This is a genomic window from Vibrio mediterranei (genome assembly GCF_900088415.1).
Lineage (GTDB): Bacteria > Pseudomonadota > Gammaproteobacteria > Enterobacterales > Vibrionaceae > Vibrio > Vibrio mediterranei.
Window position 1 is genome coordinate 348,793 of sequence record NZ_FLLQ01000006.1, and the last position, 22,214, is coordinate 371,006.

Consider the following 22,214-nt stretch of genomic DNA (forward strand, 5'->3'; position numbering starts at 1 on the left):
ATGCCTATTTTGTTTAAAGAACAAGGTTTGCTTAGAAAATTGGCTCTCTCACTGCTGCCTTTATTGGCAGCAGCGATGCTTGTACTGTCGTTTGGAGTAAGAGCAGAAGAGAGTAAAAGCAATCAAGTCGTTAGAGGTGAGATGACGCAACTCGCGGGTGCGGATTATTGGCGTCATGTGAAAGAAGGGGTGGAAGGTACAACAACGTCTGCTTCTCCTGAACATGGTGTGTTAATCAGTACACCAGGGGAAACGTGGTTTATCCTCAAAGAGAAATGGATGTCACCTGCTGCAGCTGTCGCAATCTTTGGCAGCATCAGTATGGTGGTATTGATGTACTTCTTAGTTGGCCCTTTGAAACTAAGCGGGGCTCGCACCGGCAAAAAGCTACGTCGTTGGTCAAGAATGGACCGTGCTCTCCACTGGAGTATGGCGTTTACCTTTCTTACGTTGGCATTTAGTGGCTTAATGCTTGTTTATGGCAAACACTTTATGAAGCCTTATGTACCGACCGAGCTTTGGGGTTGGACGGTGTATCTTGCTAAGCAGTATCACAACTACATGGGACCAATATTCTTTATTCTGCTATTTGCTGTTCTATTTAAATGGTGGAGAAAGTCCATCTTTAATAAGACAGACATGCAATGGTTCATGAAACTTGGTGGGATGGTTGGTAAACATAAAGGTTCGCACCCATCTGCTGGATTCTCCAATGGTGGTGAAAAAGCGATTTACTGGTTGCTTATCTTCTTTGGAGCTATCGCGGCAGTGAGTGGTCTTATTCTCGATTTCCCTATCTTTGGACAAACGAGAAAAGATATGGAGCTATCTAACTTAGTTCACATGTTCTCAGCTCTTATACTGATTTGTGGATTCGTATTCCATATCTATATCGGTCTATTCGGTATGGAAGGGGCGTTAGAAGGTATGGTTACAGGTGACGTTGACGAAACTTGGGCAAAAGAACACCATGATCTTTGGTACGAGGAAATGAAGCAAGGTCAAAGTGGTGAAGGTACAGCGACGACAAACGAAGCCAAACCTGATTCCGTCAAACCAGAGCAGAAATTAACGTAAAGGGGTAGAGGACTTTATGCACCAACATCATAAAGGTATTTGGGTGGCGTATATCTTAAGTTTGTTTACGCCGTTTACTTTGTTACTGTCTGGCGTGATTGCCATCATCTATGCAGGTTACCGTTTAGACAAAGGTGAAGATAGCGAAGTAGTAAACTCTCACTATTATGGTCTAATTCGCACGTTCTTTTTAAACCTAACTTTCTTTGTTGTTTTAATCGTAACGGTAGCAACATCGAACGGGCTATTAAAAGGTGTGACTAACTACTGGTACAAAGCCAGTTGGATAGACCAAATTGCAAATATTATTCCTTACATTGGGATGTTATTTGCTGCTGTCGCGATTGTTATGTGGATCATTCGCATGTTCATGGGAATGAGTAAGCTGAATCAAAATATCGCGATGACATTTGGTAATACCGAACAACCTATACAACACTTACCATAGCGTCGAAAAGCTCCTTTTAAGGAGCTTTTCTTTTATCCCCCATTTCTCGCTATAACAACATTGCTACATAGTAGTGCGTACCATTTTGGTGCTGTTTCACTATATTGGTGCGATTTTAAAGCCCGTGCGTCCTACCTTACTGATTAGCAAACATGTATTTATCCATATATTCAATAAGTTAGTGATTATCTTGTGTTTGGACAATAAGTGGAATGCTAATTGCCTTATACAACGTTCGATTTTAGCGCTCCCTATTTTGGTGTGCTTAAAGAATAAGAAGCACAGATATTGTGCATTACATGGATTGAATCGTTGCAAAGGAGTAATTAGTACATGACCACTTCGGTAGAGCAGGTACATGGAGCCGTACAAACACTAACGCAAAGCTCAGACACACTATTTTTACTATTGGGCGCCATCATGGTGTTTTTAATGCACGCAGGCTTTGCGTTCCTAGAAGTGGGAACCGTTCGCCATAAAAACCAAGTAAACGCTTTGGTAAAGATACTCGCCGATTTTGGTGTCTCGGCAATCGCTTACTTTTTTATCGGTTATTGGGTTGCATACGGGGGCACTTTCTTTGCAGATGCGGAGACATTGTCACAAGGCAACGGATATGAGCTAGTGAAGTTCTTTTTCTTACTGACATTTGCCGCAGCAATCCCCGCCATTGTTTCTGGTGGTATTGCTGAGCGAGCTCGTTTTTACCCAATTCTTCTTGCCACTTTTTTTACGGTTGGTATCGTCTATCCATTATTCGAAGGTATGATTTGGAACGGTAACTTCGGATTCCAAAACTGGTTAGAACAGAGCTTTGGCGCCGGATTTCATGACTTTGCTGGTTCAGTCGTTGTACATGGCGTTGGCGGTTGGATCGCGCTAGTCGCGGTTATCTTTTTAGGAATGCGCAAAGGACGAGTTCGTGCGGGCAAGCATACTAACTTTGCACCTTCTAACATTCCTTTCTTAGCATTAGGTGCTTGGATTCTTAGTGTCGGCTGGTTTGGCTTTAACGTGATGTCAGCGCAAACTTTGGAAGGCATCAGTGGCCTTGTTGCTATGAATTCGCTGATGGCGATGGTGGGCGGTATCTTGGCGTCGCTAATTGTCGGAAGAAATGACCCTGGCTTTATCCATAATGGTCCGTTAGCTGGTTTAGTGGCTATTTGTGCAGGTTCCGATTTGATGCATCCAATTGGCGCACTAGTTACTGGTTCAGTTGCTGGAGCATTGTTTGTTTGGGTGTTCACCTACTTACAGAATAAAACTAAGATCGACGATGTATTGGGCGTGTGGCCTTTGCATGGGCTTTGCGGTGTATGGGGTGGTATTGCTGCTGGGATATTTGGACAGCAAGCTTTGGGCGGGTTAGGGGGCGTTAGTTTCGCTTCTCAGCTTATTGGTACGGTCGCGGGCGTAGTCGTTGCGGTAATCGGTGCAGGTATAGTATATGGCATTCTGGATAAAGTCGCCGGATTACGACTCTCTGAAGAAGATGAATTTAACGGAGCGGATCTGGCGATCCATAGAATATCCGCCACTAACGAAGACTAAGTACATAAGAGCACCCGAAGAAATACTTGGGTGCTCATCATATTCCCACTATCTAACTTACTGAATCTAAGTAAATTTAGACTATGGTCTAATCCCCAAAACTACTGTTGTTATTGCTTCCGTGTTACTCTTATTAAAACAACGATAAGTCAGCACAAGGAGTGTTTATGAAGTTTCCCTATAAAAATGTTGTCGTTTTAACCGGGGCAGGTATTTCGGCAGAATCAGGAATACAGACTTTTCGTGCACAAGATGGACTTTGGGAAAATCATCGCATCGAAGATGTAGCGACCCCTGAAGGATTTGCGAGAAACCCAGAGTTAGTCCAAAGCTTCTACAATCAACGACGTCAGAAGCTTCAACAAACCGATATCCGACCTAATGCGGCTCATATTGCTCTTGGGGACCTAGAAAGGCAGTTAGAGGGGACAGTAACGGTTATCACACAAAACATCGATAACCTTCATGAGCGTGGCGGTAGTGAGAATATCATCCATATGCACGGAGAGTTGCTTCGTGCTCGCTGCTCTGAGTCAGGACAGGTCGTCGAAATGGTGAATGACATCGAAACGGGTGATTTGTGCCATTGTTGCCAGATTCCATCACAAATGCGCCCTCATATAGTTTGGTTTGGCGAAATGCCGTTAAAAATGGGTGATATCTATGCGGCATTAGAAAAAGCAGACTTGTTCATATCTATAGGTACCTCTGGGGTAGTTTATCCTGCAGCAGGTTTTGTCCATGACGCAAAAATGCATGGTGCGCATACGATTGAAATTAACTTAGAACCTAGTGCGGTTCAAAGTGAGTTTGAAGAGAAGCGCTATGGCAAGGCAAGCATAGAAGTGCCAAAACTGGTCAGAGAGATTTTAGCGTTACAGACCGAGGATAAGGCAGCTTCATAAGGTCATCGATTGTCGACTTAAATAAAAATAGCCCTCGTACTTGAGGGCTATTTTATTATTCATTGAAAAAGCTGTGCTTAGTTGTCTACTTTTAGCTTTTGGAAGTACTCTTCGTACAGCGCACCAGCTTCGCCAACTTCATCTTGCCATGTACCTGAATCCATCACTTCTTGTGGTGGGAACACGTTTGGATCGTTAGCAAACTCTTTTGGAAGTAGAGGATAAGCCGTCTTAACTGGAGTCGGATAGCCAATCTCTAAAGCAATTTTCGCTGCATTTTCTGGACGCAATAAGAAGTCGATCATCTTGTGTGCAGCATCAACATTTTTGGCACCTGAAGGGATAGCAAGACTGTCCATCCAGAAAATTGCACCTTTCTCAGGCCAAACAATATCAATTGACGCACCTTCTTGACGGGCCATGTACGCTGAACCGTTCCAAAGCATACCAAGTGACACTTCACCAGCAAGGTACGGGTTAGCAGGGAAATCAGAGTTAAACACCAAAACGTTTGGTACTAGCTTTCTTAGTTCTTCATACGCTGCTTTGATTTCGTCTGGATTTGTAGTATTCGGTGAATAACCTAATTTAGTCAATGCAATATGGAATACTTCACGAGAGTCATCCATCATCATCAACTGGCCTTCCCATTGAGGATCCCAAAGGTCATCCCAAGAGCTTACTGCTGATTTATCAAGCATGTCAGTATTGATACCAATACCGGTTGCACCCCAGATATAAGGGATGGAGTATTTGTTATCTGGATCAAAAGGTTTGTCTAAATAATTAGGATCCAAATCTTTGAAGTGAGTAAGTTTTTCTTTATCAATCTCTTGAAGCATGCCTTCTTTACGCATCTTAGACACGAAGTAGGTCGATGGTACGACAAGATCGTAACCTGAACCTTGGGTCTTTAGCTTTGCGTACATGCTTTCGTTGGATTCATAAGTAGAGTAGATGACTTTGATACCAGTTTCTTTGGTAAAGTCTTCTAGTACTTCGCTAGGAATGTATTCAGACCAGTTGTAGAAGTAAAGTTCTTCGTTGGCTGCAAACGCCGGGGTAGTGAGAAGAGTCGCCGCACAAAGTGCGCCTGCATACAATTTGCTTTTCATTACTTTTCCGTTTGTATTGGTAGACAAAGAGTCTCTAGGAGACATGACAATATAGGAAAGTAGGGGTTCCTATATTACTTTGCACGCCATCATTATTTGATGTGCATCACAACATTATATCAGTCAATGATTGAATACTCTATGTAGGAATTTACAAAAATTAAACGTTTAGAATGATATAGCAGCTCAATCATGAAAAAAGGTGGCAAATGCCACCTTTTTGTCAATTTCGCTATGAGTTACTGACCAGCTTTGAGCTTCAAGAAATAATCTTCATAAACCACAGTTTTATCACCAACAGCGTCTTGCCATTCAACGCGATCTAAGTCTTCTTGAGATGGGAATAGAGCTGGGCTGTCTTTGAACTTTTCATTCGATGCTTTAACGGCTGTTAAGTAACCGGTATCTCGAGAAATTTGCTCAGCAATTTCAGGACGCAGCAAGAAATCTATCATCTTGTGAGCCGCTTCGACGTTTCTCGCTCCAGAGCTAATTGCGAAATTGTCTACCCAACCAATGCCACCTTCTTTAGGGAATACAAGCTTGATTGGAAGTCCTTCGTTTTGCGCTGCAGCGGCTGAACCGTTCCAAAGCATACCAACACCAACTTCGCCAGACATGTACGGTGCACCTGGGTTATCAGAGTTAAATACCAATACGTTTGGCATCAGTTTTTGTAATTCGGTGTACGCCTCGTCGATTTGTGCTTTATCCGTGGTGTTACCTGAGTAACCAAGTTTACGTAAAGCAATATGGAATACTTCACGAGTATCATCCATAAGCATCAATTGACCTTCTAGCTCCGGTTTCCAAAGGTCAGCCCAGCTAGTAAACTCTTCTGGGTCATACATGTCTGTATTGACGGCTAAACCTGTAATCGCAACGACGTGTGGAATAGAGTAGTCATTGTTAGGGTCGTATGGCTTATCCAAGTAGTTAGAATCTAGGTTGCTGAAATTCGACAGCTTTGATTTGTCAATTTTCTGTAGCATACCTTCATCGCGCATTTTCGCTACGAAGTAGGTTGAAGGAACAACTAAGTCGTAACCCTTGTTATGCGTTTTTAGCTTTGCATATAAAGTTTCGTTCGACTCATAAGTTGAGTAGATCACTTTAATGCCAGTTTCTTTAGTAAATTGTTCTAGGATGCTGCTATTGATATACGGCCCCCAGTTCATGAATACTAATTCTTGATCATCTTTAGCACTCGCTGCTCCTGAAAGTAGAGAGAGTGCACATGCACTACCAGCTAATAAAGTAGCCCATTTTTTCATTGACGTTAGCTCCAAAACAAACGCTGCCCAAAGGCATAGATAGAAAAAGAGCAGAATGTCGACGCCATTCTGCTCCCGCAAATAAAATAGCGATTTTACTGATTTATTTCACTTTCTCTCTAGCAAGCAGTTGCGAGGCAACAACAAGAATTAGAGAGACAATTAACATAATGGTGGCCAGTGCATTCACTTCTGGCGAAATACCCACTTTTACCATTGAGTAGATCTTCAACGGTAGGATTTCGTATGTCGGGCCTGTTACAAACGAGCTGACAATAACGTCATCCAATGAAAGCGTAAATGACAACAACCAACCAGCGGCAACAGCAGGTTTAGCAAGAGGTAGGATTATCTGTTTCAGAATTGTCCATTCACCCGCACCTAAGTCTTTCGCAGCTTCAAGCATTTTTACATCGAATCCCTTTAGTCGGCTGTAAACAGTGACAACAACAAAAGGAAGACAGAATGTAATATGTGCAATTAACAAGCTAAAGAAGCCAAGTTGTGCCCCCAATACTAAGAAAATAGCCAGCAATGAGATTGCCATAACAATGTCAGGAGACATCATGACAATGAACAGCAGCCCACTAACCGCACCTTTACCTTTAAACTGGTAACGGAAGAGGGCAACCGCGGTCAAGCTACCAATTATCGTAGCCGCAGTTGCAGAAAACACAGCCACATTCAGTGAATGCCATGCTGCCTGCATTAAGCTGTCGTTGTTTACTAAAGCGTGATACCACTTTGTTGTCCAACCTCCCCATTTCATACCAAACTTATTGGCATTGAACGAGTTGGCAATCAATACGATGATCGGTAGATATAAGAACGCATAAACTACCGACATAAAACTAAATCTAACTACGCGTCCCATTATTCTAGCTCCACTTTACGATTCAAGAGCTTGCCTGCTCGGTAGTAGGCATACAACATTACTGCCATCGCAGCGGTAAGAGCGATACTCGTCGCAGCACCAAACGGCCAATCACGTGCATTCAAAATCTGACTCTTAATAACGTTACCAATTAGCAAGTTCTTCGCACCGCCGAGTAAGTCAGCGATATAGAACATACCAAGTGCTGGCAACAGTACTAGCAAGCAGCCACCAATAATACCAGGCATAGTAAGCGGCAAAATAACTTTCGTTAGCGTTTGCCATTTGTTAGCACCCAAATCTTTTGCAGCCTCAATGTATGTGCCATCGAGTTTTTCGATTGCTGAGTAGAGCGGCAAAATCATAAATGGCAACAGAATATATACTAGGCCGATCATCACTGCTGTTTCGGTGTACATAATGCGTAGCGGTTTGTCGATAATGTCCAATGCCAATAAGCTTTTGTTCAAGATACCTTGTGTGCCGAGCACAATCTTCAAACCGTAAGTACGGATCAAAGAGTTAGTCCAAAAAGGTACGATGACCAGGAACAACATAAACGGACGCCATTTCTCAGGCATCTTTGCGACGATATACGCGAACGGATAGCCAATGACTAAGCAAATCAAAGTTGCAACTATCGCCATGTAGAATGAATGGAACAACACCTTGGCATAAAGTGGGTCCAATAGTCTTGCGTAGTTGTCTAACGTAAACGTCATCTCGATGAGGTTGGCTTCGTCTCGGGTTAAGAAACTGGTGCCAATGATCATCACGTTAGGAATGAGTACAAACAGTACCAACCAGCTAACGATCAGAGTGATGATGGCGTTTTGTAAATTAAATCTCTTGCTCATCTTTTAGCACCACTTCCCAGCTCTCTACCCAAGTTACCGCCACTTTTTGACCTAACGAGTGGTCAACATCAGGATCATCTTCGTTAAAGAATTCGCTGACCATGACACGCATACCTGATTCTAGTTCGATAACTGAATCTAAAGTCATACCTTTATAAGTACGCTCTGCAACGTGACCAACGATACCTTTATTCTCAGATTCTTTGATCTCTTCAATGCGCAAATCTTCAGGACGCAAAAGAACTTGAAGCTTTTCTCCTGCTTCAAACGCTTTGTCGTAATAGACGATGCTCTCTTGACCTTCGATCTCTGCTTTGATGCACTTGTCATCAATTCTCTCGCGAGCGATAGCGTTAAACACGTTGATTTCGCCAATGAAGCGCGCTACGAACAGGTTTTTAGGCTCTTCATAGATTTCGCGAGGCGAACCGTCTTGTTCAATCACACCATCACGCATTACGATAATACGGTCAGACATTGACAACGCTTCTTCTTGGTCGTGGGTAACGAAAATAAAGGTAATACCTAATTGACGTTGTAGCTGTTTAAGCTCGATCTGCATTTGCTTACGCAGTTTGTAATCAAGAGCAGATAACGATTCGTCGAGAAGCAATACTTTTGGTTTGTTAACAACTGCTCGAGCTATAGCGATACGCTGTTGCTGTCCACCAGATAGCTGATGCGGCTTACGTTGTGCCATCTTTTCAAGACGTACCATTTTTAGCGCTTCGAGAACACGTGGTTCAACTTCTGCGTTAGGTACTTTCTGCATGCGCAAACCAAATGCCACGTTTTCAAACACGGTCATATGAGGGAATAGGGCATAGCTCTGAAAAACGGTGTTTACATGCCTCTGTTCAGCAGGGACGTCCGTTACATCTTGGTCAGCTAGGGTAATTCGGCCATTATCAACCGTTTCAAAACCAGCAATCATTCGAAGTACGGTAGTTTTACCACAGCCCGAAGGACCCAAAATAGTGAGAAACTCACCATGATTAACGTTTAAGTTAAGATTCGCGATGATTTCCTTACCATCGAAACTTTTACTTACACCTGATAGCTGTACTACTGGTGTTCCTACTGAATGTTTAGCGTTCAACGTCTGTTTTTCTCCACCTTGGCCGAAATTTTATAATTGGCCGGTTGCTATACACATTTAAGGCGCGCATCATAATCACCAATTGAGTGAATTCAAAGCATTTTCTTACCTCGAAACAGAAAAAATTTTGCAGGTAAAACTAAAGATTATTTACCATACTAAGTTAAGAACTTACTGAGTCGAAATTTTCGCCTTATCAAGTGGTTAATTATCATCCAAAAAGACAAGAAAGCAAGGTTATAACAGTGATAATACATTGTTGTTCCCGCTATAATGGCGCAGCCTTTTCAACGAAGAAATTACACATTCGCAATGTGGATGTAACTTGGAAATACTATGAAAAACGATTTTGAAAGAGACTTCAATCTAGGTGGAAGCATTGAGCGCGCGGTATCCGGCCAGTATGAACTTAAAGCCGGAGCGGTGTTTCAAGAAGCTTGGAAGCAAACCACCAAGCATTTTATGTCTTTCTCTCCTGCTATTATCGCACTGATTTTTGTGCAGTTAGGAATCTTCTATATAGCGCTGCAATTGCAACTTGGCGACCCGTCAGTGATCTTACAAGCGTTCCAAGATCCATCTCTTTTGAACGAACAAATTTTTCAAGCCATATTTGTCGCCAACTTCAGTTATGAAGTAGTAAGTGCACCGGTTTATGCAGGTATCTCGTTAATGGCAATGAGCCACGCTGCTGGACTCACTACAAAGCCACGTCACATTGCAAAAGGTCTGCAGTTTACTGTCCCAGTGATTATTGCAACTCTGTTTAGCCTAGTACTACAAGGGATGGTTAGTATGATCCTGCCGTTCTTGTCTATGTATTTGTCGTTAGCTTTCAGCCAATCGATTCTGCTTATTTGTGAAAAGAAAGTTCCGCCATTGCAGTCGCTTTTACTTTCATTACGAGCAGTCAATAAAAAGATATTCGTACTAGCAGGAATTTACATTCTGTTAGTATTGATGTTTATTGCAGGGGCCATGTTCTACGGAATCGGTCTAATTTTTGTTTTGCCATTCTTCTTCCATGTAAAGGGAATCCTTTACCGAGAGATGTTTGGCATCAAACTGAAAATTGTGGCGTCTCAAGATGACAGCGGCTCAAATGACGACTCGGATCATCGTGATAACGATGACAATACGCCACCACCTCCGAGAAACGATGACAAGCCAATTAAGAATCCAGAGGTATTTGATGCGTAAGTCACGCAAAATTCTTTCTATTATCGCTCTCCTGTCGGGGAGCGCTTTTTTATTTTTCTATGAAAAACAGGATGATACTGAGCAACTAGACTCGAAGTTAACGCCGATTTCTGAATCCAAACCTGACACAGCTACGATTACCGATACGCGCACCAAAAAGAAGACCTTCTTTGATTACTTGCGCCCGGGTGTCGAAATAGAGAACGCTCGTGTACAAAAAGAGCGCAAACGATTATTGGATATGAAAACGGCTCTACAACAAGAGAATTCACTAAGCTCAGAACAAATTGAGACCGCTAAACGATTAGGAAGGCTGTATTCGCTCGAACCCACAGAAGTGACTTTAGAATGGCTTGACGATATGTTGCACAGGGTCGATGTCCTTCCTGAAGCTCTTGTGCTTACTCAAGCGGCAAATGAATCGGCTTGGGGCACTTCTCGATTTGCTAAAGAGGCCAATAACTACTTTGGTCAATGGTGCTATAGCAAAGGTTGCGGACTGGTTCCTTTACAAAGAAGCGAAGGTAAAACACACGAAGTTGCAAAGTTTGACTCTCCGCAAGGGTCTATTCATGGTTACTTTATGAACGTTAACCGTAATCGTGCTTACCAAGAACTAAGAGAGATTCGTGCCAACATAAGAGACAAAGGGCAAGATCCGCGAACGGAAGCCGCTGCATTGGAAATGACTAACGGATTATTGCGTTACTCAGAGCGAGGTGAGGCATACGTCAAAGACCTGCAAGCAATGATTCGTCATAATGAAGAATTCTGGACACAAAAACAATAACTTATGAAAGTAATAAATCTAGCCCTTTTGGGATTGGCCGCGAGCACATTTACGCTGCCTACGTTAGCTCAAGAATACATGTTTACCTACTCAAAGCTTTATTCACAAATGAAGAATAATGCCAAAGACGGCCATGAAGACGTGAAAGTCGGCTTTTTCTTTGTTGATGCAGATAACAAATCACTTTGTACAATCGAAAAAGCTTGGATGGAGAAAGAAGAACATTATGAAGATCTTCAAACGAGCGCTGCGAATGAATTACTCGTTCCTCTAGACAGTAATCTAAAGCAAGCCAACCCGTTGGTGTTTGTGCATACGCCGCAGGACAAGCGATGTGATTTCTCTATGGTAGTACTGACCAAACAGCCTTTATCGGGAGAAGTCTCTTACAGTGAAATAAATAACTTACTGCCTCAAATGCAGACTATGTTAGAAGACTTAGGTGGCATGTTTGCAAGTTGGTTTACTCCTGACGTAGAAGGAGTGACACTTGAGTTTGCATCTGACGTATCTGGCTCAATCGCTTTTTCTAATGGTAAAGTACAACCGATTGAGAATGGGAAAGCACAAGTCAAACTAGCGGATATTGGCGAAAATGGCTATATCACGCTTCCAGCACAGACACTGCGTGTACTGCCATATCTACCAGCAGCTAAATAAGCTTCTAAATATTCAATCCTCTTTACCTGAGAGGATTGAATCCTTCTTTATGCTACAAACCCACTTGTAAATCCGCTCAGTACAACTCAACTTGAAACAACCATTTAATAATGGCAAAAAAGCTCGTATAATCCACGCCCCAGATAAACCCTTGATAGGAAATCCAACCGTCGACATCTGTCGGCAATGTGAGAGCCCGCGATGACCCAATTAGATACAAGAAAAGAAACCCTAGAATTCAACAAACTTCAAAAGCGCCTTAGAAGAAATGTTGGAAACGCGATCATAGATTACAACATGATAGAAGAGAACGATGTTGTAATGGCGTGTATTAGTGGTGGCAAAGACTCATTTGCGATGCTCGATATCCTGCTAAATCTTCAAAAAGCAGCGCCTATCAAGTTTGATGTTGTGGCCGTAAACTTAGATCAAAAACAGCCAGGTTTTCCTGAGCATATTTTGCCTGACTACTTTGAGACACTGAACATTCCATATTACATTGTGGATAAAGACACCTACTCAGTAGTGAAAGAGAAGATCCCTGAAGGCAAAACAACATGTGGTTTATGCTCTCGATTACGTCGCGGCACGCTATACTCTTTCGCTGAGAAGATTGGCGCAACAAAAATTGCATTGGGTCACCATTTAGATGACATCGTAGAAACCATGTTCCTAAATATGTTCCATGGTTCCCGTCTAAAAGCGATGCCACCAAAACTGCGTTCAGACGATGGTCGTAACGTTGTTATTCGTCCGTTGACGTACTGCCGTGAGAAAGATTTGATTCGCTACGCAGAGCACAAAGAGTTTCCTATTATTCCTTGTAACCTATGTGGGTCACAAGAAAACTTACAGCGTCAATCAATCAAGGCCATGCTGATCGATTGGGATAAGAAAACTCCAGGGCGTGTAGAGAGCATCTTCAAATCGATTCAAAATGTTAGCCCGAGCCAGTTAGCTGATCGTGAGTTATTTGACTTCGTCAACCTCCCTCTTGAACGTGAAGGGGAACGAGAAGCCTATGACTTTAGCGAAGCGACTGTTTCTTCAACTAATATCGATGAGTCGATGTTTATTGATGTAACCAACGTTTAGTTGCGAAATCTAATTAAAATAACGCCCCTCGTTAAAGGGGCGTTTTCTTCTCTGTGGTAGTCATTCTGAATTTATATCTCTATACAGTCCCAATCCAGAATATCCTTAAGGGCTCAATGTCCGTTTCAAGTAGACCCTTGCCAGCGCAAGGGGACGCACTACGGGAAGTCCTACTAGTAGAACTATCAGGCTTGGCTTGGATCTAAGGGGCTGATGTAACCTTCAGGTTTCAATGCCATTACGTCGCAGTTTATCTTATCAATCACATGTTCAGCCGTATTGCCGATGAACACCGCAGATAAACCCGTACGTCCAGTAGTACCAAGTATGACCATACCTGCATCAAGCTGACGTGATACATCAGGGATGATATCTTCCGGCAAGCCTTGTTCAACAATAGTATGCTCTTCTGAATAACCGTGCTTTTGCCTTAGAGCTTTCATCGCTGTCAAATGATGACCACGAACTGCATCGGTGTAGGTTGCAGGATCGAACTCAGGAAGCTCAATGGTAATATTTGCTGGGGTGACGGGGTAGGCGTTAACCAAATAACCCGTAGCACCAAGGCGTTCAGTTAAACTATCAAGCTGTTTGACCATACAATCATTAAGATCGATATGGGTTGGGTTTTCAGAGCCAACATGCACTGATGCGATAATGTTAGCGTGTTCTGGCCAGTCTGAATTTTTAACCAATAATACAGGCACTGGGCATTTTCTTAATAGGTGCCAATCTGTCGGAGTGAAAATGACAGACTCTAAGATGTCATGTTTACGCGTCGCTTTAATGACAATATCGTGCCTTCCCTCAAACACTTCTTCTACGATGGCGACATAAGGGCGATTGTGCCAAACAACTTTCACATCGAAATCAAAACTGTCATCGATAAACGGTTTGGCAACATTGCGCATCCACTCTTCACGTTGTTGAATCACACCGCGTCGCATTGCGTCACGCTCTTCATGCGAAAGCATGGATGTCATATCGTAGGAAAAGTCGTAGATAGATAAGAAGAACGAAATATGGCTTCTGGATTTACTCTTCTTAGCAAGTTGAACCGCACGAGCAAGGGCAGGTTGCTCATCGCTATTGAGGTTCGCAACGACGAGGATTTTACTGTAAATGCTCATAGATACTCCCTACCTATTTGGGCTATAACCTAAATTAACTTTAGCGCAAATCTATGAATTTTTTTAGAAAAATCGGAGAACAGGTAGGTAGAAATTTGAAGTGGCTCATCATAGAGCCACTTTTTGAAAGGTTGTAGAGTTCTGATAAAAGCGTCAGTTTACTCTTTGGTAACGCCAGCCATTTCCATCAAAGCATCGTGATCGATAATGGTAATGTATTTACCTTTTACACTTAATACTTCAGATTTTTGGAAGCGACCCAATAGGCGACTGATTGTTTCGACAGTCAGACCAAGGTAGTTACCAATGTCACCACGAGTCATAGTGAGACGGAATTCTCTAGGGCTAAAGCCTCGTTGAGAAAAACGTGTCGACAAATTATATAAGAAAGCGGCTAAACGTTCCTCTGCGTTCTTTTTAGAAAGCAGTAGAATCATTTCTTGGTCGCCTTTAATCTCGTTCGACATCAAACGCATAATTTGTTGACGAAGCTTAGGCATTTTTCCTGACAAATCATCTAGAATTTCGTAAGGAATCTCGCAAACCATTGATGCTTCAAGTGCTTGTGCAAAGCTAGGGTGTTCATCACCCGTAATTGCATCAAAACCTACAAGATCACCAGCAAGGTGGAATGCTGTAATTTGCTCGTCACCTTGTTCTGTGATGGTGTAGCTCTTGATTGTGCCAGAGCGAATAGCATAGAGAGACTTAAGTTCATCACCCGCTTTAAAAAGCTCTTGGCCTTTTTGAATTGGCTTTTTACGTTCAATGATTTGGTCGAGTTGATCGAGCTCAGATTCATTCAAAGTAAAGGGGATACACAGCTGACTAATACTACAATCTTGACAATGGATGGCACAGCCACCGGACTGAATACGTTTTGCTACAGGTTTTTCAGAAATCATAACAACCTTTCACTATTTGATGTACATCAAGATTTTATCATTCATTACCCCTTAAGGGTAGCTAAAAAATCAATGATAAAACAATCATCTATTAGTTTGCGTTAAAAATCATCACCGATTCATAACCTGTATACAGGCCATATACAAGTATAGAAATCGCCGCGATATTACGGAATATGAGCGAATTTTGCAGGTTTTTTAATTTTGTTGCGCTCGTTCCAACAAGTAGCATCGCTGGCAGTGTACCTAGTCCAAACGCTAACATTGTGGCGGCGCCGCCCAATGCGCTTCCAGAAACCGCTGCCCACGTTAATGTTGAATAAACGAGCCCACAAGGCAACCAGCCCCAAAGAAAACCAAAGGGGATAGCATAGCTGCTGTGCTTTAAAGGAAGTAATTGGTTTGCGAAAGGTGAAATTCGTTTCCATAACGACTGACCCAGCTTTTCAACAATTAACAAGCCATTCCACCAACGCCCTACGTAGAAGGCAAGCAACACCATAAAGGCGGCTGCAATGATGCGCAAAATAGCAAGTGCATGATTAAACTGGGAAAGCGACGCAATCCCTGCAATCGTTCCTCCTACAACACTACCGATCAATGCGTAACTGATCAAACGGCCAAGATTGTAATTGACGATAAGAGTGGTAGGGGTTTTATTCGGTTGTCCTATAGAAAGGAGGGAGGCTATGCCACCACACATTCCCATGCAGTGGCCGGCGCCGAGTAAGCCGATAGTAAAGGCGCCTAATAGATCCAATGTCACTCTTTTGAACCCTTCTTGGTATCCTTTTTCTGCTCTACATCTTCATCAAACAGAATATTGTGACCTTGTCTTTCAAGATCTTCAAACTGCTCACTCTTTACTGCCCATAGGAAGATACCAACTGCGACACAAACTAAGACAATAGCAATTGGGATCAATATATAGATGCTTTCCATGTTACTTACCTTCTTCTTTGAGTAAGCGCAGCGAGTTTGAAACAACGATGATAGAACTCGCTGACATTCCTACTACTGCGATGTAAGGCGCGACAAGACCTACAACCGCGAGAGGTAGGATGAGAAGATTATACCCTAAAGACCAAGCTAGGTTCTCTCTAATAATCTTTCTTGTTCTTATTGCTAACTCTCGAGCAGTTAAGATCTTATCAAGTCGGTCTCCTAGTAAGACTAGATCTGCCGATGCTTTAGCAACGTCCGTACCGCCACCCATAGCAATAGAAAGGTGAGCGCCCGCCAGAGTTGGTGCATCATTAATACCATCGCCGATCATCATAGATACATCGTTACTACCCAAAGATTTAAGATAGTCCAGCTTATCACTTGGTGAAGCGCTGGCGACTACGTCATCTATGCCCACTTCTTTTGCGACTACTTCGGCATTTGCCATCGTATCGCCAGTTAATAATGTGGTTTTTACACCTGCCGCACGCATCTTATCAATAAACTCAGCCGCTTCTTTTCGAATCGGGTCTCGGTATATAAATGTCGCTACATGTTCACCATTGATAGACATATATACGCTGTTACGAGCATTATCGGTTCTACCAAGTACAAAAGAAGCATTGCCAATTTTTACTAAGGAATCACCGAAATACCCCGTCAGCCCAGAACCGATAACGTTTTCGACGCTGTTCACCGCTAATTCACGGTTTAAGTGTGGTTTAAACGCGCGAGCAATAGGATGGTTGGCATGACTTTCAAGAGCGGCTGCTAACTCCAACGCTTGCTGCTCTGATAAATCACCAAACAAATTGGTTTTAGCAATTTCGATGTCGCCATGTGTCAATGTTCCCGTTTTATCGACAACAAGATGATTTACCTTACATAAGGTCTCAAAGACATGACCCCTACGAGACAAAATACCAAGAGTGCCCATTCTTGAACTCGAACAGGTAATCGCTGTAGGAGTTGCCAACGAAAGCGCACAAGGGCAGGTTGCAACAAGAACAGACAGCATGATCCAGAATGCGTCGTCCGGCTTAGTCTGATGCCAATAGAACCATGTTCCTGCAGCGATAATTAATATAATTGCCACAAAATAGCGTGCAACGATATCGGCAATTTCAGCTATCTTGGGCTTAGTTAGCTGCGCTTCATCTTGCAACCTCACAATACTTGAGATCATGGAGTCAGCTTTGGTCGAGCGCACTTCCAAGTCGAAAGCTTCATCGCCATTCAACGTACCCGCATACACAAAGTCGTCTTTGCTTTTAACGACAGGTAGAGATTCACCAGTCAGCATAGATTCATCGATATGAATACGACCACTGAGCACGACCCCATCTGCTGGGATATGTTCACCTGGTAGTACTTTGATTTGGTCACCGATTTGTAGCGATTTTACCGGTACTTGGTCACCATCTAATTTGTTGGCTATCGCAGGGACAAGCTTAAGCAGGTTGCCGCTTGCTGCAGCTGCCTTACGGCGAGCGCGCATTTCTAGGTACCGTCCAACGAGCAAGAAGAAGGTGAACATGGAGATCGATTCAAAGAACACTTCTCCTTTTTCAGCAACGGTAGCAACTAAACTGGCCACGTAAGCCAGAATGAGAGCGATGGAGACAGGAACATCCATCCCTAGTGTTCGGCCCTTAATACTTCTCCAAGCATTGATATAAAAAGGTAGGGCGGAATATAGAAGAACAGGCGTTGCGAATATCAAACTGACCCATCGGAAATAGTTTTTAAACTCCGGTTCTAAATCACCAAACACCTCTAGATACAATGCCACTGCAAGCATCATAACTTGCATGGTGGCGAGGCCAGCAATACCCAGACGATATAGATACTGCTTCATGGTCGCGTGGTAAGCAGCCTCTTGTTTATCGGCCTCAAAAGGTGCTGCTTTGTAGCCTAAAGAATGGATAGAAGAGAGCAGTTGGCTGAGTTGTGTTTTGGTTTTGTCCCACTTAAGCAGAGCCCGGTTGGTGGTTGTATTAACGCGAATAGACAGCACACCAGGCTCGACAGCCATACGTTTTTCTATTAACCACGCACAAGCCGCGCAGGATACACCGTCAAGTGACAATGTCACCTCTTTGGTGTCTTCGTTGTTCCGTACAAATTCAGCTTGTACATCTTCATTGTCATAATGAATTAGCGACCGCAATTGTTCTGGGACGAGATCGGCTTTCTCTGCCGGTGCTGTTCGATATTGATAGTAGGAGACTAATCCGCTATCCACGATGGTTTGAGCCACGCTTTCACAGCCGGGACAACACATGTCCCGTTCTGCACCTAATATGTCTACGCTGAAGCTCGTGTTGGCTGGTACATCTTCACCGCAGTGATAACACGTCTTACACATAATCTAATCTAACAACACTACATCAGTTTCAGTTGGAAAAGTGACTCGACCTTGAACCATCCACGCTTGATCATGTGGCTGTAGTTCGACGAACCAAGGCCCTTGCACATCATGGTCCAATACAAGGCGATAAGTGCCTTTAGCATCGGCAGTTAAGAGTTTTTCGAAGTCTCTATCCGGCAGAGTACGGTGAGTAAAAGTGGCAGTGAGAGCCGGAAAGTGGGGCAGTTGACCTTTCTGAAGCGTAATCAGAATAGTGTCTCCAGCAGACGAAACTGTAGCATTTAGCCCTAATTCTTTAGCGACATTAATCTTGGTTAGATCAACGTTAATTCCCTTGCCTTTTTTATAGTAATCCTCGGCAACCAGATTGACTTTGTTGTCTAATAACAGTGAAATTCTGTAGACAGTTGCAATCACAACGATAAGCGGCAACGCGATTAGAAACCACGGCCAGAATTGTTTATACCAAGGCTTTACCATAAAAAAGTTCTCAACAGCTAACTAAGAAAGAAATTATAATTTATCTAGAAAAGACAGCCCCTTACAAGGGGCTGTTATTGAAATGTTACTTATTTTTCGGAATTACTTAGGCTCCAAACGTACGCTGAAACCAGCTGTACTTTTTCTTCACCTAGAATGTCTTTCCATGCTGGCATAACACCAGAACGACCATTCATGACTGTTTCAGTCACAGCAGCACGAGAGTCGCCAAATAGCCAAACTTGGTCAGTCAGGTCAGGAGCACCTACAGCAGGGTTACCTTTACCGTCTGTACCGTGACACGCAGCACAGACTACAAAACGAGCTTTGCCTGCTTCTGCTTCACGTGCGTTAACTTTACGACCTGATAGGCTTAGTGTGTAGCTGACTACTTCACGAACGCCATCTTCGCCCAACGCGTCTTTCCACGCTGGCATTTGACCGATACGACCTTGCATAACAGTAGTTACGATAGCTTCTGGTTCACCACCATATAGCCACGCATCGTCCGTTAGATTAGGGAAGCCAGTTTGACCACGCGCATCTGAGCCGTGACATTGAGAGCAGTTTTGTAGGAACAAACGTTGTCCTACTTTGATTGCTTCACTGTCTGCTGCGATTTCTGGGATAGGGCGCAACGCACCATCCGAAGACTTCGCTAAACGGTTGAATGCCTCACCAAAGTGAGTTTCTGCGTCATCTAGCTCTTTTGCATACTGTACAAGAGACTTGTTGCTCTGTGCAGCGGCAATCGATGCCTTTGACTCTTCAATCGAACGTACTGTTTGGTCCGAACTTTGCCAGCCTAGAAGGCCTTTATAGCTACCTAGACCCGGATATAGGGCAAGGTAGATTGCTGCAAATACGAACGTACCAACGAACAAATAAGTCCACCACTTAGGCAGTGGGTTGTTTAGTTCACGAATACCATCGTACTCGTGTCCCATATCTTCGCCTTCTTCGACACCCATTTTGTCGCGAACACACCAATATAGGATAGCTGCACAACCAAGCAACGTGCCGACAGTGATGACAATAATCCATAGACTCCAGAATGTAGTCATTACTTAGTCACTCCTTTTTCTTCGGAGGTGGGTTTTTGTTCGTCAGCGAATACTAGGTTTGCATCTTCTTCGAATCGTGATTTACGGCTTTTACCGAAAGCCCACCACACAACACCGATAAAGCTTGCGAACAAAACTATGGTCCAAATACTGTGAATAGTACCGATATCCATAAGCCCCTCCTTATTTCATCGCATGGCCTAAAGATTGAAGATAAGCAATGATGGCGTCCATCTCTGTTTTACCTTCTACGTCTTTAGATGCATTTGCGATTTGCTCGTCCGTGTATGGAACACCAAATTGATTGCGGAAGATCTCAAGTTTCTTCTGCGTCAGTTTGCCATCCAGTACGTTTTCCTCAAGCCAAGGGAAGCCTGGCATGTTTGATTCTGGAACCAATTCACGAGGATCAATTAGGTGAACACGATGCCACTCATCTGAGTAACGTCCACCAACACGAGCTAGATCTGGGCCAGTACGCTTAGAGCCCCATAGGAATGGGTGTTCCCAAACGCTTTCACCAGCGACAGAGTAGTGACCGTAACGCTCAGTCTCTGAACGGAATGGGCGAATCATTTGGCTGTGACAAACGTTACAACCTTCACGAATATAGATATCGCGACCTTCCATTTCTAGTGCACTGTACGCACGTAGGTTTTTCACAGGTTCAGTCGTTTGCTTTTGGAAAATCAGTGGTGTGATTTCAACAAGTGCGCCCAAGCTGATTGCGAATACGATTAGGATAGCCAGTAAGCCAACGTTACGTTCAACGACTTCATGGCGATTGTTAGAGTTTGAGCTCATTTTTAATCTCCTTAAGCCGGTTGAGGGATAGCTTTCAAGCTACCTTTCGTTGCAGTGATTGTCTTATAAGCGTTGTATGCCATTAGGAACATACCTGCCAGGAAGATGAAACCACCGATGAAACGAACGGTATAGAATGGGTAAGACGCTTGTACAGATTCTACGAAGCTGTAAGTCAGCGTACCGTCTGAGTTAACTGCACGCCACATCAGACCTTGCATTACACCGGAGATCCACATTGCTACGATGTAGAGCACCGTACCAATTGTAGCCAACCAGAAGTGAGCATTAATAAGACCTACAGAGTACATGCGCTCTTGGCCGAATAGGCGAGGGATTAGGTGGTATACCGAACCGATAGATACCATCGCAACCCAACCTAGAGCACCAGAGTGTACGTGACCGATAGTCCAGTCTGTGTAGTGAGACAATGCGTTAACTGTCTTAATAGACATCATCGGGCCTTCGAACGTTGACATACCGTAGAACGATAGAGAAACGATCAAGAAACGAAGAATTGGGTCGTAACGCAGCTTATGCCAAGCACCAGACAGCGTCATGATACCGTTGATCATACCACCCCATGAAGGCGCGAATAGAACCAAAGACATCACCATACCCAAAGACTGAGTCCAGTCAGGTAGAGCTGTATAGTGTAGGTGGTGAGGACCAGCCCAGATATACAGAGAAACAAGCGCCCAGAAGTGAACGATCGATAGACGGTAAGAGTAAACAGGACGTTCAGCTTGCTTTGGTACGAAGTAGTACATCATACCCAAGAAACCTGCCGTAAGAAGGAAACCTACCGCGTTGTGACCATACCACCATTGAACCATCGCATCGACGGCACCAGAGTACACAGAGTAAGATTTACCCATTGATACTGGAATTGCCATACTGTTCACGATATGAAGTACCGCGACGGTAATGATGAACGCTCCAAAGAACCAGTTCGCTACATAGATATGCGATGTCTTTCGCTTGATAAGTGTTCCAAAGAACACAATCGCGTAAGATACCCATACCACTGCAATAGCGATATCGATTGGCCATTCTAATTCTGCGTATTCTTTACCAGAGGTGAAACCCAACGGTAAAGTAATTGCAGCGGCTAAAATAATTGCTTGCCATCCCCAAAAGGTGAATGCGACAAGAGGGCCCCCAAATAATCTCGTTTGACACGTACGCTGCACAACATAATAAGACGTTGCAAACAGAGCACTAGTACCAAACGCAAAGATTACCGCATTAGTATGCAAAGGACGTAAACGACTGTACGTCAACCACGGCGTATCAAAGTTGAGCTGTGGCCAAACTAATTGAGCGGCAATCAAAACACCTACTGCCATACCAACAATACCCCAAAGAATCGTCACTAAAGTGAACTGGCGTACGACGGTATAGTTGTAGACTTGTTCAAGCTGCTTTTCTTGGCTCATTAACATGCTTCCAATTTTCTAATTAACTACACTTTACTTCCAACACGACACATGTCGTAATGCTACCCAACCCTTCAGAAGAACTAACGCCTAATCAAAACGTTACTCAGCTTTCGGGATTTAACAAA

General features: G+C 43.4%; 23 protein-coding genes. 8 read left to right on the forward strand and 15 right to left on the reverse strand.

Annotated features, from left to right (window positions below; translation table 11 throughout):
- Positions 1-75: 75 nt before the first annotated feature.
- The 4 genes from VME0621_RS18525 to cobB all read left to right on the forward strand — a co-directional run bounded on the left by VME0621_RS18525 (position 76) and on the right by cobB (position 3,984).
- A complete protein-coding gene (locus tag VME0621_RS18525) occupies positions 76-1,077 on the forward strand; it encodes a formate dehydrogenase subunit gamma (protein WP_370736779.1) in 1,002 nt (333 codons plus the stop codon).
- Positions 1,078-1,093: 16 nt separating this feature from the next.
- On the forward strand, positions 1,094-1,525 hold the full coding sequence (locus VME0621_RS18530) for a hypothetical protein (RefSeq protein ID WP_006075149.1): 432 nt from the start codon (positions 1,094-1,096) through the stop codon (positions 1,523-1,525).
- A gap of 333 nt (positions 1,526-1,858) precedes the next feature.
- Complete coding sequence (locus VME0621_RS18535; protein ID WP_038230553.1) at positions 1,859-3,079, forward strand: ammonium transporter; 1,221 nt, start codon at positions 1,859-1,861, stop codon at positions 3,077-3,079.
- A 167-nt stretch (positions 3,080-3,246) separates the two neighbouring features.
- Positions 3,247-3,984: a Sir2 family NAD+-dependent deacetylase gene (cobB, locus tag VME0621_RS18540; protein ID WP_006075151.1), complete on the forward strand. Its 738-nt coding sequence runs from the start codon at positions 3,247-3,249 to the stop codon at positions 3,982-3,984.
- A 77-nt stretch (positions 3,985-4,061) separates the two neighbouring features.
- Here the strand turns inward: cobB and VME0621_RS18545 are convergent, their stop codons facing one another.
- The 5 genes from VME0621_RS18545 to potA all read right to left on the reverse strand — a co-directional run bounded on the left by VME0621_RS18545 (position 4,062) and on the right by potA (position 9,203).
- Positions 4,062-5,099, reverse strand: a complete 1,038-nt coding sequence (locus tag VME0621_RS18545; RefSeq protein ID WP_006075152.1) for an extracellular solute-binding protein — start codon at positions 5,097-5,099, stop codon at positions 4,062-4,064.
- 239 nt (positions 5,100-5,338) lie between these two features.
- Positions 5,339-6,373 (reverse strand): extracellular solute-binding protein, encoded by a 1,035-nt coding sequence (locus VME0621_RS18550; RefSeq protein WP_006075153.1) that lies wholly within the window; start codon positions 6,371-6,373, stop codon positions 5,339-5,341.
- A gap of 103 nt (positions 6,374-6,476) precedes the next feature.
- Entirely contained in the window at positions 6,477-7,247 is a 771-nt protein-coding gene (potC, locus tag VME0621_RS18555) for a spermidine/putrescine ABC transporter permease PotC (protein ID WP_006075154.1), read from the reverse strand.
- Entirely contained in the window at positions 7,247-8,104 is an 858-nt protein-coding gene (gene potB, locus VME0621_RS18560; RefSeq protein ID WP_006075155.1) for a spermidine/putrescine ABC transporter permease PotB, read from the reverse strand. Before potB ends, potC begins: the two co-directional genes overlap by 1 nt.
- Positions 8,088-9,203: a spermidine/putrescine ABC transporter ATP-binding protein PotA gene (gene potA / locus VME0621_RS18565; protein WP_062460449.1), complete on the reverse strand. Its 1,116-nt coding sequence runs from the start codon at positions 9,201-9,203 to the stop codon at positions 8,088-8,090. The genes potB and potA overlap by 17 nt, the downstream gene beginning before the upstream one ends.
- Positions 9,204-9,539: 336 nt before the next feature.
- Between potA and VME0621_RS18570 the strand changes: the two genes are divergently transcribed.
- From VME0621_RS18570 to ttcA, 4 genes are all read left to right on the forward strand, one after another.
- Entirely contained in the window at positions 9,540-10,403 is an 864-nt protein-coding gene (locus tag VME0621_RS18570) for a hypothetical protein (protein WP_062460447.1), read from the forward strand.
- The gene (locus tag VME0621_RS18575) at positions 10,396-11,193 is read left to right on the forward strand and encodes a glucosaminidase domain-containing protein (RefSeq protein WP_062460445.1); all 798 of its coding nucleotides are present in this window, start codon (positions 10,396-10,398) and stop codon (positions 11,191-11,193) included. Before VME0621_RS18570 ends, VME0621_RS18575 begins: the two co-directional genes overlap by 8 nt.
- Before the next feature lie 3 nt (positions 11,194-11,196).
- The gene (locus VME0621_RS18580; RefSeq protein WP_062460444.1) at positions 11,197-11,853 is read left to right on the forward strand and encodes a DUF2987 domain-containing protein; all 657 of its coding nucleotides are present in this window, start codon (positions 11,197-11,199) and stop codon (positions 11,851-11,853) included.
- A 201-nt stretch (positions 11,854-12,054) separates the two neighbouring features.
- Complete coding sequence (gene ttcA / locus VME0621_RS18585; protein ID WP_062460442.1) at positions 12,055-12,948, forward strand: tRNA 2-thiocytidine(32) synthetase TtcA; 894 nt, start codon at positions 12,055-12,057, stop codon at positions 12,946-12,948.
- A gap of 185 nt (positions 12,949-13,133) precedes the next feature.
- Here ttcA and uspE read toward each other — a convergent pair whose 3' ends face one another.
- From uspE to ccoN, 10 genes are all read right to left on the reverse strand, one after another.
- Positions 13,134-14,078: a universal stress protein UspE gene (uspE, locus tag VME0621_RS18590; RefSeq protein WP_062460440.1), complete on the reverse strand. Its 945-nt coding sequence runs from the start codon at positions 14,076-14,078 to the stop codon at positions 13,134-13,136.
- Positions 14,079-14,236: 158 nt separating this feature from the next.
- Positions 14,237-14,983: a fumarate/nitrate reduction transcriptional regulator Fnr gene (gene fnr / locus VME0621_RS18595; RefSeq protein ID WP_065311723.1), complete on the reverse strand. Its 747-nt coding sequence runs from the start codon at positions 14,981-14,983 to the stop codon at positions 14,237-14,239.
- Positions 14,984-15,074: 91 nt separating this feature from the next.
- On the reverse strand, positions 15,075-15,749 hold the full coding sequence (locus VME0621_RS18600) for a sulfite exporter TauE/SafE family protein (protein WP_006074486.1): 675 nt from the start codon (positions 15,747-15,749) through the stop codon (positions 15,075-15,077).
- The gene (ccoS, locus tag VME0621_RS18605; protein WP_038230540.1) at positions 15,746-15,925 is read right to left on the reverse strand and encodes a cbb3-type cytochrome oxidase assembly protein CcoS; all 180 of its coding nucleotides are present in this window, start codon (positions 15,923-15,925) and stop codon (positions 15,746-15,748) included. The genes VME0621_RS18600 and ccoS overlap by 4 nt, the downstream gene beginning before the upstream one ends.
- Position 15,926: 1 nt before the next feature.
- On the reverse strand, positions 15,927-18,296 hold the full coding sequence (locus VME0621_RS18610) for a heavy metal translocating P-type ATPase (protein ID WP_062460438.1): 2,370 nt from the start codon (positions 18,294-18,296) through the stop codon (positions 15,927-15,929).
- Positions 18,297-18,299: 3 nt separating this feature from the next.
- Complete coding sequence (locus VME0621_RS18615) at positions 18,300-18,779, reverse strand: FixH family protein (protein ID WP_062460436.1); 480 nt, start codon at positions 18,777-18,779, stop codon at positions 18,300-18,302.
- Positions 18,780-18,868: 89 nt separating this feature from the next.
- A complete protein-coding gene (ccoP, locus tag VME0621_RS18620) occupies positions 18,869-19,843 on the reverse strand; it encodes a cytochrome-c oxidase, cbb3-type subunit III (protein WP_062460434.1) in 975 nt (324 codons plus the stop codon).
- On the reverse strand, positions 19,843-20,016 hold the full coding sequence (locus VME0621_RS18625; RefSeq protein ID WP_006074494.1) for a cbb3-type cytochrome oxidase subunit 3: 174 nt from the start codon (positions 20,014-20,016) through the stop codon (positions 19,843-19,845). The genes ccoP and VME0621_RS18625 overlap by 1 nt, the downstream gene beginning before the upstream one ends.
- Positions 20,017-20,026: 10 nt before the next feature.
- Positions 20,027-20,647 (reverse strand): cytochrome-c oxidase, cbb3-type subunit II, encoded by a 621-nt coding sequence (ccoO, locus tag VME0621_RS18630; protein WP_006074497.1) that lies wholly within the window; start codon positions 20,645-20,647, stop codon positions 20,027-20,029.
- Between the two features lie 11 nt (positions 20,648-20,658).
- Complete coding sequence (gene ccoN / locus VME0621_RS18635) at positions 20,659-22,086, reverse strand: cytochrome-c oxidase, cbb3-type subunit I (protein ID WP_006074498.1); 1,428 nt, start codon at positions 22,084-22,086, stop codon at positions 20,659-20,661.
- Positions 22,087-22,214 lie beyond the last annotated feature (128 nt).